The organism is Thioalkalivibrio sp. ALJ15, assembly GCF_000383695.1.
Classification (GTDB): Bacteria; Pseudomonadota; Gammaproteobacteria; order Ectothiorhodospirales; family Ectothiorhodospiraceae; genus Thioalkalivibrio.
The window spans coordinates 132,497-143,211 of record NZ_KB912061.1; the positions used below are offsets into that span (position 1 = coordinate 132,497).

Consider the following 10,715-nt stretch of genomic DNA (forward strand, 5'->3'; position numbering starts at 1 on the left):
CCCAATGAGCCGGGACGGCCGGGGCGCAGTCTAGCCGAGCCCTGAAAGACCAGCAACAAACCGGCGCAGCCCCCCCCCAGAACAAAAAAGGGGCTGCAGAAGCAGCCCCTTTCGGGAAGACGGTGGTGGCTACGCCCTGATTCGAACAGGGGACCCCATCATTATGAGTGATGTGCTCTAACCAGCTGAGCTACGTAGCCACGCGGGTTGCGAATTCTCCGGAGCTGCCCACCCAAAGTCAAGTAGATGCGCGAAGCGGGTCAGATCTGCAGGCGCTCCACCACCCGTCCGTTCTTCAGGTGCTCCTCGAGGATCTCGTCGATATCGTGCTCGTCGTGATAGGTGTACCAGACACCCTCGGGATACACGACGGCGATCGGGCCCTCGTTGCAACGGTCCAGGCAGCCGGCGGTATTGACCCGCACCTGCCCCTTGCCGTGGATCCCCATCGCCTTGGCGCGATCCTTCGCGTAGGCGCGCATCTCGGTCGCCCCGTGGTCCTCGCAGCAGTTGCCGTCTTCGCGGCAATTGGTGCAGAAGAAGATGTGGCGTTCGTAGTAGCCCATCGTGTGCTCCGTCATTCGATCAGCGCATCATAGCGCGGGGTGCGAAAGATCCGGTTACTGGAAGCGATAGACCAGACTCACGTCGGTAATGGTGTCGGTATTCTCGGTACCCGGCTCGACATCGGTGTTGTGCTTGACCGTGAAGCTGGTGCGCAGTGCCAGCCGGCTGGTCATGTCTGCGGTGAGCGAGAGGATGTTTTCAATCTCGGTGTTGTCCGAACCATAAAGGATCAGGAGTTCGTCGGTCAGGCGCGCATTCTCGGAGAAGTCCCAGCGAAAGTTGCCGCCAAAGCGTGCCACGGGTTCGCGTTCGGTGCTGCCCTCGATGCGCTGCTTGTACTGCCGCATACCGCCACCCACTTCGGCGTCCAGCTTGACGGTCTCGCGATCCACCAGCCGGCGACCGTAACCGCCAGTCAGCGAGCTCTGGTACACATAACTGCTGAACCGGTCACGCTCGTAGCGTGCAGCACCGAACAGGTAATCGTGTTCGCCCAACTTGCGATCCAGCTGGTAACTGCCGACATAGCGCTGCCCGGTCGTGTCGTCGTCTTCCTCGTGGTAGTACCCGTCCAGGCGCAGCCGATTGCGCCATTCTTCCGCCGTGTGCTGCGAGCGGAAGCGGGCATTGGCCGTAGTCGACTCGGTGTTCCCTGTGGTCTTGGATGCCCCGAGCTCGATACTGGTCTCCCAGCCCTCGGCATCCCAGGCGATGGCGGGCAGGGCTGGTATGCTCACCAGCATGAACAGGGCAAGCGAGGAACGAACAGGGTGGGCAAAACGCAGCATGAAACCTCTCCCGGGACAGAGTAATGGGGACGAAACCCTAGCAAAGCCCCTCGGTGCGTCGGACCAACCGCCCCGGTTTCAGGGTCTTTCCGCGGCTGACCAGTGCGTCCACTGCGGGCTGTGCCTGCCGCACTGCCCCACCTATGCCTGGCACCGAGTCGAAGGGGACTCTCCGCGCGGGCGCCTGACCCTGATGCAGGGGCTGGCCCAGGGCCGACTGGAGCCACAGGCGCCCCGCCTGCGCGAACACCTGGAGGGTTGTCTCGGTTGCCGCAGCTGCGAGGCCGTCTGCCCGGCACGCGTACCGTTCGGCGCATTGATGGATCGCGCACACGAGATCCTGGAGGAAAACCCGCAGGAGGACCGCCCCGCCACCGCCCGTTGGCGCCAGTCCCTGCAGGCCTCGGCTCTGCGCCACGAGTCACTGCGCGCCCTCGGTGGCATGGCCGCCCGCATCGCCCAGAAGACCGGGGTGCAGCGCTGGCTGCGCCCCGGACAGCGGTTGTGGCGCACCCTGGACCATACCCGTGCCTCGCTCGCCCCGGCGCCGCGACTGGCGGACACCGTGGCCCCGGAACACGCGGATGCCCTGCTGTTTACCGGTTGCATGGATCGTTTCTTTACCGGACCGGACCTGGAGGCCGCGCTCGCCGTACTGAACGCGCTGGGGTTCCGGGTCGCGGTACCACGCGACCAGGTTTGCTGCGGGGCACTGGAACAGCATGGTGGGCGGCCACAGGCCGCGCGCGCCCTGCAACAGCGAAACGCAGAGGCCCTGGCCGGCGAGATGCCCGTGATCGCGCTGGACAGCGGTTGCGAGGCCACACTGCGGGAAACCCCCGAGGGCAGTCAGGGGGAGCGCAGCATGAGCCTGACCCGGTTCCTGAGCGACCACATCAAGGCCGAGCCCGCGCCTCCGACCTGGCGCGACAGCCCGGTACGCGTCGCGCTGCACCTGCCCTGCACCCTGCGCAACGTGACGCACGAGACCCGCGATCTGACCGCACTGCTGCAACGGCTGCCAGGTGTCACCCTGACGGACGTGTCCGGTGCCCCGAACTGCTGTGGTGCGGGTGGCACCGCGATGCTTGCGCTGCCGGAGATGTCCGACGGGCTGGGCGCGGCCACGCTGGATGCGCTGACCGCCGATGCCCCGGATGTGATCGTGAGCGCAAACGTCGGTTGCAGCGTCCACCTGCGTGCCCTGGCGGACGACTGCGGGGGCCCGCCAATCCTCTCGCCGGCCCGCTTTCTCGCCAGTCGGCTCGGCTCCGGCCCCTCCCGGACCTGACGGCCGCAATCGCTTGCGTTACGCTAGGGAAACACTGATCAGTGTTTCCCTGGAACCATTCCCTGCGAAACAGGCACCACCATGCGCAAACTCAGCCCCCTGGATCACCTGATCGGCCAGGCCGATGCCTTCGTCAAGGTCGTGGCCGGCCACGCCCGCTCCACCGGCCGTCCGTCGCCCGGGGGCGACGACTGGCCGCACCTGGAAGAGGAAGACCGCCAGCTGTCGACGCGCCTGATGCGGGTCAACCATGCCGGCGAGCTTGCCGCCCAGGGTCTGTACCAGGGGCAGATGCTGACCGCGCGCAATCCACAGATCCGCGAGCACCTGGACCAGGCCTCACGCGAGGAAGGCGACCACCTGCACTGGTGCGCGCAGCGTGTGCACGAACTGGGCGGCCACACCAGCCTGCTGGGGCCGTTCTGGTACATCGGATCATTCGGGCTCGGCGCCGTGGCGGGCCTGGCGGGGGATGCCTGGAGCCTGGGCTTTGTCGACGAGACCGAGCGTCAGGTCGAGCGCCACCTGGACCGCCACCTGGAGCGCTTGCCGAAGAGCGACGAGACCTCCGCCCGTATCCTCGAGCAGATGAAGCAGGACGAGGTGGAACACGGGGCGCATGCGATGGCGCTGGGCGGCAAGCCACCCCCCTGGCCGGTACGCAACGTGCTGATGCCGCTCACCTCGACCGTGATGACACGCACCGCCTACTGGATCTGAGACCTGCCCCGGAGGACCGGGGCTATTCGTCGGCCGGGATGTCGCAGCGGTTGGGCAGATCGAAGTGCTCGATGCCCTCGAGGATACCGCGCGCATAGGTCGCGTCAGCAAAGAAGATGCGCTGGAATCCGCGCAGCCCTTCCAGCTCCGGCTGGTGATTCCCGACCACGACCCCGAGCAGCCGCCCGCGCAGCATATCCTCGTCGTTACCGGAGTCCCCGGCCACCAGCACATGTTCGAGCGGGATGCCCCACTTGTCGGACAGGTAGCGCACCGCGAGCCCCTTGGAGGCGCGCACCGGGAGCAGATCCAGATAACGCTTGTGCGAGTAGATCACGCGGGCGTGCAGGTCTTCGCGGTACAGGCGGGTCTCGATGCTCTCGGCATCCAGCTCCCCCGGAGGATCGACGAAAAAGCTCACCTTGAACGCCCGCTGGTCCTCCTTGGGCTGCAGCTCCAGCCCGGGCACCTTCAGCAGGCACTCGCGCAGGCGGTCGGGCTCCCAGCGGTGGCTGATGTGCCGTGCCCAGCCGCGATCCTCGGTCCGCTCCGCCCCGTAGTGGATCTCGCTGCCCACCGAGGTAATCCAGACGTCCGGCGCGGGCACCCCGTGCTCTTCCAGCACGGCCGCGGCGGAATCCAGCCGCCGGCCCGTGGCCACACCGAATACCACCTGCTTGCGGTGGCGCTTGAGCCAGGCGACAAAGGCCCGCGTGGCCTTGTCGTTGCCCAGCAGGGTGTTGTCGATGTCCGTGATCACGGCACGGTCGGCCTTGGCCAGCCGACCGGAGGTCGAGCGCTGTTCGCGCCGTGTCTGGCGCACCTCCTTGCTGAGCGCTTTGACCAGCCTCACGTACTTCTCGGCATGTCCGTCCCAGGAGTAGTGCTGGCGCACGCCCTTCAGGCCCGCACGCGAATAGCGCTGCCAGCGCGGGCGGTCCGCGAGGATGCCCTGGATCGCATCGGCGATCCCTTCCGGGTCCAGCGGGTCGACCAGCAACCCGTTGTGGCAGCGCGAGATGATCTCTTCGGGCCCCCCGTCATTGGTGGCGACGATCGGGGCCCCGCTGGCCGCGGCCTCGATCAGGGTCAGGCCAAACGGCTCGGTCAGCGCTGGATTGACGAACACCCCCTTGCTGGACGCGACCAGGCGGTAGAGGTCCGGCACGTCCTCGGGGCTGTGGTGCTTCGGGTAGGCCACGTGGCCGTAGAGGTCGTGGCGGTCGATGCGCAGCAGCAGGTCCTTCAGTACGTCGCGCGCACCCTTGTCGAGGTCGCGGATGTCATCGCGATTACCGGCCACGATCACCAGATTGGCGTTCTCGCGCAGCCACTCGTTGCCGGCGTAGGCCTCGACCAGGGCGCGGATGTTCTTGCGCTCGTCGGCCCTGGAGAGCGCCATGATCAGCGGGCGATCCGGCTTTTGCAGAAACCGCCGGATCTCGGGCCAGATCGGCGGCTTGCGCTGGCCGCGTTTGGGCGGGTAGAAGCGTTCGAGGTCGGTCCCGGGCGGGATCACCTCCATGCGTTCGGGCTGGTAGTTGTCGTAGGTCGCGTACTGCTCGCCAATCTCCTGGCGAGTGCTGGCAATCACCCGATGGGAATGGGCCAGGGCCTCTTCCTCGGCGTGGATGCGGGTGGCGATGTTATAGCGCGACTCGATGTCGTCGTCGGACATCCCGCCCTCGCGCAGACGCTCGCGCTTGACCCGACCCAGGGAATGCCCGGTCTGGAGCATCGGCGCGCCCAGCAGGTTGGACAGGCGCACCGCCACATGCCCGGCATCGGCGTAGTGCCCGTGAATCACGTCCGGGCGCAGCCCCACCTCGCGGATATGCCCGAGGGCGTTGTCGGCGAAGCAGTCGAGATAGGGCCAGAGCTTTTCCTTGCGCAGGTAGCGTTTGGGTCCGCAATCCAGACGCACAATAAAGGCGCCGTCGCCGAGTGGCTCCTCGCGTTCGGCGTAGTCGTCCACGACCCGGCTGTCGACAATGCGCCGTGTGAGCAGATCGACCCGCCCCACCTGCGGGTGTCGCGCCAGCGCGCGCGCCAGCTCGACTACGTACAGCGTCTGCCCACCGGTGTCGGCGTCGCGCCCCAGCTCCAGATCCCGCCCCCGCATCAAGCCGTGGACACTGATCAGGACGAGGTACAGGCCCTCCCCATCACGGGCCTTGCTCTGGGTCTTTTTCATGGACGCACATGCCTCATGGCAATTCGGGTTCGGGGCTGTCGAACAGGCTCATGGTATCGGGGTTGTCGAGCAGGGCCTGTGAAACCAGGACGGCGGTAGCCGACCAGGTCTGCTGATAGTTGGCGCGCCGACCGATCAACCGGCCGTGACGGCCGTCGTAATACTCCGGCCAGTCGTCGCGATGCAGCCGTTCGGCCGCCACTGCATGCACGCTGCGCGCGAGATCCGGGCGCCCGACCCGCAACGCGGCACCGGTAAACGCCCACAGCAACGCCGGCCAGTTGCCACCATTGTGGTAGGACCATGGCGTGTTCTTGGGGTCGGAGCCGGTCAGCAGGCGCCATTCCTCGCCGCTCATCGCCGGGTAGCAGATCTTCACCGGCATGGTCCCGATCAGGTCCTCGAAGCGCTGCTCGAAGGTCTGCATGATCGAGCGCGACTGGCGCTCGTCGGCCAGCCCGAACAGAACCGCCAGCAGATTGCCGAAGCTGAAGAAGCGAAAATCCATCCGCCCCGGCCCCAGGTTGCCGACCAGATACCCGCTCTCCGAGGGCAGCCAGTCCACCAGCCAGTCAGGGATGCTCTCGGGATAGATGTTCAGCGCATTCTCCGACTCGTGGCCGAAGTGCTCGGTACGGTAGCGGTGGATGTGGTTCAGTCGCTCGAGATCCAGCCAGTAGTAGTGGCGGATGTAATCGGACAGTTGCCGGGTACGGATCGCGGACTGCTCGCAGAGCTGCTCGGAGTCGGTATCGCAGGGTTCCAGCATCGCCAAGGAGGCCTTCAGCATGCCGTAGAACAGCGCCTGAATCTCCAGCGGGTGGCCGAACACGCCCATGCGCCGGTCGATCATGAAGCTGCCGTCCGGCACCAGCAGGGTCGGGAAGACCTCGAAACGGTCCTGCAGACAGATACTGAGGATCAGCCGGATGCCGCGCTGCACATCCTGGCTTTTGATGAAGTCGTGATCTCCGGTGCGGTTCTGATAGGCGCGCAGCAGCAGCACCCACCACATCATCGAATCCACCGGGGCCACACGGCCGATCGCGCGATCGCCGAAATCGGCCGCCAGCCCCTCGCGACCGTTCTCGTCGGTGAACACGCGAAAGCTCGCCGGCATCACGCGCGGCAGACGGCGGTGACCCTCGATTTCTTCCTGGGTATCGCGGATTTGCAGGATCAGCGACAGGAAGTCGCGCACCACCTCGGGCTCGTCGTTCAGCAGGTAGACGAGCCCGGAGGGCACGAAATCGCGGATAAAGCAGTCCGCGTAGTTGTCCGCAGGCGCGCGGGCATCCAGGCTGGCGACGGTCCCCACCGTACGGCCTTGATAGCGCACCTCGGCATCACGAAGAAGCTGGAAGGCGGACTCCAGCGTCGGGTTTCGGGCATCGGGCGGAAGCTGGTTCATACCCTTGAGTCTAAGGGAGACACGGGTCGGATGTGCACCGCCCCAGAGAAACCACGGTTCAGGCCTCCGGATGCACGGGCATGGGCGGCTCGGCGGCCGGACGGGCGAACAGGTACCCCTGGCAGTAGTCGACCTGGTCCTTGAGCCAGCGCCACTCCTCCACCGTCTCGATGCCCTCGGCGACGGTCTGGATTTCGAGCTCGCGCGCCAGTTCGGTGATCTTGCCGAGAATCTTCTGCTGATAGATATCGCGGTCGATGCCACTGACCAGCTGGCGGTCGATCTTCACGTAGTCCGGGCGCAGCTGCGAAAGCATGTTCAGCGAGGCATAACCCGCGCCGAGATCGTCCAGTGCCACCTGGAAACCGGCACGGCGATAGCGATCGACGATGCGCGAGAGGTGATCGACATCGGTCACGTAGTCGCTCTCGATCACCTCGAACACGAAACCGCTCGGACCATCCCCGTCCGGACGCGACAGGATCTCGCGCACCGTCGTCTCCAGACAGAACGCCGGGTCGTAGATCGCCGTGGGGTTGAAGTTGATGAACAGCCGACTCCCGATCCCGCGTTCGGTGGCGCGGCGAATTGCGTTGATCCGCGCCGAGCGGTCGAGATGGAACAGCAGCTCGGCCGCCCGCGCCGTCTTGAACAACTCATTCGGCGGGATCACGTCGCCGGCGGGCGTGCGGGCACGCACCAGCGCCTCGTAGGCGAACACCTCTTCGGGCTGGGCGGCGTGTACGATCGGCTGGAAATGAAAGTCCAGCGAGTCGTTCGCGAGGATCGCCGCCAGATCGCGGGCGTTGTGGCGGGCGATCAGCGTGGACAGCAGGTGGGTGTCCTGCAGATGGGCGAGGCTGAAGGTCTCGTCGCCCGGGACGAAGGTCGCCCGACAACCGGACTGTTCCGCGCCGCTCAAGGCCTGCTCCAAGCGCACCAGGGTGTCACCCAGCCCCCCGTTATTGTCTACCGGCATTGCAAGAATGCCGGAGACGGGTTCGCTGCAGGGGAGTTGTTCCTCCACCATGCGGCTGCGCAAGACTGCGCGGGTATGCGCCAGAACCGGCGCGAGATACAGGGTGCCGGATTCCGCCGGCAGGAGATCGATACGTTCGCAATCCGGGCAACTCACGACCACCTCCAGCGGTCCATCGTATCCAGTCGAGACCCTCCGGGCAGTGCTACGATCCCGGTCATTCTCGGTTTGTACGCACCATAGCACCACCCGGAGGCTGCAATGAATAACCCAGATCATCCCGACGACGACCTGCGCGCACGCCTGACACCCGAGCAGTACCGCATCGCCCGCGAAGGCGGGACCGAGCGCCCATTCACCGGGGCCTATCACGACCACAAGGCGGATGGCGTCTATCACTGCGTAGCCTGCGGTACCGCGCTGTTCGACTCCACCACCAAGTTCGATTCCGGCTCCGGATGGCCCAGCTATACGGCCCCGGCCGCGCCCGACGCCGTGAGCGAGTACCGCGACCGCTCGCTGGGCATGGAACGCACCGAGGTCCGCTGCGCGGGCTGCGACTCGCACCTGGGGCACGTCTTCCCCGATGGCCCACCCCCGACCGGGCTGCGCTACTGCATCAACTCCGCCGTGCTCGATTTTCGCCCCCGCACCTGAGTACGTCGCCACTCCCGTGGAAAGGAATCCCGTGCCCTCTTCGATCACCCCGCGCGAACGCGTGAATGTCCTGCTGCTGGCCACGGCCCAGGCCCTGTTCCTGATCGCCGCGGTCACCGTGATGACGCTGAGCGGGGTGGTCGGGGAACGACTGGCCACGGACCCGGCCCTGGCCACCCTGCCGGTGGCCGCGATGATGGTCGGCACCCTGGTTACCACCCTGCCGGCCTCGCTGTTCATGAAGCGCTTCGGGCGGCGCACCGGATTCCTGCTGGGTACCAGCGTGGGCGGGGCCGGCGGCGCCGCGCTGGCGGCGGCCGGGGTCTTCGCCGAGGCCTTCTGGCTGTTCGTGCTGGGCAACCTGCTGCTGGGGGCCTACCAGGCGTTCGCGATGTACTACCGCTTTGCCGCCGCCGACGTGGCCAGCCCCGCGTTCCGCCCGCGCGCGATCTCGCTGGTCATGGCCGGCGGGGTCGTGGCCGCCTTCCTCGGCCCGTGGAACGCCCACCATGCCCAGGCCCTGCTGCCGGACACGCCGGAGGCCGGACCCTACCTGGTCCTCGGCGCCCTGGCCCTGCTGGCGATGGCGCTGCTGGCCTGGCTGCGCGTGCCGGCGCCGCCGCCAGAGGAACGCGGGCCCGCCCGGCCCATGGCCGAGATCCTGCCGCAGGGTCGCTTCCTTGTGGCCCTGACCGCGGCCGCGCTGGGCTATGCGGTCATGGTGCTGCTGATGACGGCGACCCCGCTGGCCATGCGCCAGGCGGACTTCGACATGGGTCAGGTCGCACTGGTGATGCAGTGGCACGTGCTGGGGATGTTCGCGCCTTCGTTTGTGACCGGCCACCTGATCACCCGCCTCGGGGTCACACGCATCCTGGCGCTCGGCAATGCGCTGGTGCTGTTCAGCGTGGCGGTTGCCGCGCACGGGGAGACGCTGGGGCATTTCTGGCTGGCGCTGTTCCTGCTGGGGGTCGGCTGGAACTTCCTGTTCATTGGCGGCAGCACGCTGCTGACGACCACGCATACCGCCACCGAGAAGGGCAAGGTCCAGGGTGTGAACGACCTGACCATCTTCACGCTGGTCACGGCCGGCTCGCTGCTGGCTGGCGCACTGCTGCGACCACTGGGCTGGGACGGCCTGAACCTGGCCATGCTGCCGGTCGTCGCGCTGCTGACCATCGCCGTCGCCTGGCTCTGGTTCGACGACACCCGCGCCTCATCCGCCCCACGCGCCGAACCCTGATTTCCCGTTGCCGGGCCGCCTGTCTTGTTGTGGCTGGCTCTGGTTCGGCATCCGGTGTTTACGGTGGCTTCGGTCCGCCGCCTGCCATGCGCTGTCTCGCCAGCGCACCGCGCCCGTTGTTGATCAAAAACGGGCTTCTTTGCTCGTGCAAAGAAGTATCCAAGAAACACGCCCGACTGCCGCGACCCCGGCCCGCTATGCGGGCCGGGGTTTCCCTCGCTCCGAGGCTTTTCGCGAGCGGCGCTGAAACTCGCTGCGCTGTCGCTTCGCTCAGACAGTCAGCGCCTCTCTTCCCGCGAAAACCCTCTCCACTCGGCGCGACGACAACGGGGGGTGAAGGTCTAAACAGCGGCGATCCCCATGTTCGTGCTTCTGGATGGAGGCTGGGTCTTCGGACATCTTCGGCACGCTCGGCCTACGGCCATAGCGTGCCGCGCCCGCAAGCGGGCGCCAAGGGTAGGATGCCGATGAGCGTAGCGAATCGCATCAGGGTTGCCCGGACGCTGGGATGGTGCGTTTCGCTGCGCTCAACCGCACCCTACGGCGTCGGAGTTGGGCGAAACGTTGGGGAATGGCTCTTGTTTTGACCTTCTCCCCCCGTATGAAGCCCCTTGCGGAAGGGTCCTCGGGACGGACGATTCAAAATAGAAACGGGGGCGCTGACTGTCTGAGCGAAGCGACAGCGCAGCGAGTTTCAGCGCCGCCGGCCCGAGGGCCCTGGAGCAAGGTCCCCGGGCGGAATCCGGGTGCCCTTCTTTGGGTACTTTCTTGGGCAAGCAAGAAAGCCCGTTGTTGATCAAAAACGGGCGCGGCGCGCTCGCGAGTGAGCGCTCGGCAGTATGCGGACCAAAGGCACGTAAACACT

The 10,715-nt window shown here is 66.5% G+C and carries 9 protein-coding genes and 1 tRNA gene; 4 read left to right on the top strand and 6 right to left on the bottom strand.

All coding sequences use genetic code 11. The features are described 5' to 3' along the window. Positions 1–123: 123 nt before the first annotated feature. The 3 genes from G015_RS0112840 to G015_RS0112850 all read right to left on the bottom strand — a co-directional run bounded on the left by G015_RS0112840 (position 124) and on the right by G015_RS0112850 (position 1,355). Positions 124–200, bottom strand: a tRNA-Met gene (locus G015_RS0112840). A 60-nt stretch (positions 201–260) separates the two neighbouring features. Beyond that, complete coding sequence (locus G015_RS0112845; RefSeq protein ID WP_018138908.1) at positions 261–566, bottom strand: ferredoxin; 306 nt, start codon at positions 564–566, stop codon at positions 261–263. Positions 567–620: 54 nt separating this feature from the next. After that, positions 621–1,355, bottom strand: a complete 735-nt coding sequence (locus G015_RS0112850; protein WP_018138907.1) for a YdiY family protein — start codon at positions 1,353–1,355, stop codon at positions 621–623. Between G015_RS0112850 and G015_RS0112855 the strand changes: the two genes are divergently transcribed. Together G015_RS0112855 and coq7 are read left to right on the top strand one after the other, a co-directional pair. Further along, positions 1,354–2,646 (top strand): (Fe-S)-binding protein, encoded by a 1,293-nt coding sequence (locus G015_RS0112855; RefSeq protein ID WP_083925140.1) that lies wholly within the window; start codon positions 1,354–1,356, stop codon positions 2,644–2,646. The genes G015_RS0112850 and G015_RS0112855 overlap by 2 nt on opposite strands. An 81-nt stretch (positions 2,647–2,727) precedes the next feature. Further along, positions 2,728–3,366, top strand: a complete 639-nt coding sequence (coq7, locus tag G015_RS0112860) for a 2-polyprenyl-3-methyl-6-methoxy-1,4-benzoquinone monooxygenase (protein ID WP_018995061.1) — start codon at positions 2,728–2,730, stop codon at positions 3,364–3,366. A 22-nt stretch (positions 3,367–3,388) separates the two neighbouring features. Here the strand turns inward: coq7 and G015_RS0112865 are convergent, their stop codons facing one another. Genes G015_RS0112865 through G015_RS0112875 form a run of 3 tightly spaced genes read right to left on the bottom strand, consistent with a single transcriptional unit; the run spans position 3,389 to position 8,106 of the window. After that, positions 3,389–5,560 carry an HAD-IIB family hydrolase gene (locus G015_RS0112865; protein ID WP_020146851.1) on the bottom strand — a complete coding sequence of 724 codons (2,172 nt, stop codon included), beginning with the start codon at positions 5,558–5,560 and terminating at the stop codon, positions 3,389–3,391. Between the two features lie 13 nt (positions 5,561–5,573). After that, on the bottom strand, positions 5,574–6,971 hold the full coding sequence (locus G015_RS0112870) for a glycoside hydrolase 100 family protein (protein ID WP_018138903.1): 1,398 nt from the start codon (positions 6,969–6,971) through the stop codon (positions 5,574–5,576). Between the two features lie 58 nt (positions 6,972–7,029). Next, the gene (locus G015_RS0112875; RefSeq protein WP_020146852.1) at positions 7,030–8,106 is read right to left on the bottom strand and encodes an EAL domain-containing protein; all 1,077 of its coding nucleotides are present in this window, start codon (positions 8,104–8,106) and stop codon (positions 7,030–7,032) included. Positions 8,107–8,211: 105 nt separating this feature from the next. On the opposite strand from G015_RS0112875, the gene msrB reads away from it, so the two are divergent. Both msrB and G015_RS0112885 read left to right on the top strand, forming a co-directional pair. Beyond that, positions 8,212–8,607, top strand: a complete 396-nt coding sequence (gene msrB / locus G015_RS0112880; RefSeq protein ID WP_018995058.1) for a peptide-methionine (R)-S-oxide reductase MsrB — start codon at positions 8,212–8,214, stop codon at positions 8,605–8,607. Between the two features lie 31 nt (positions 8,608–8,638). Beyond that, on the top strand, positions 8,639–9,850 hold the full coding sequence (locus G015_RS0112885) for an MFS transporter (RefSeq protein WP_020146853.1): 1,212 nt from the start codon (positions 8,639–8,641) through the stop codon (positions 9,848–9,850). Positions 9,851–10,715: the final 865 nt, after the last annotated feature.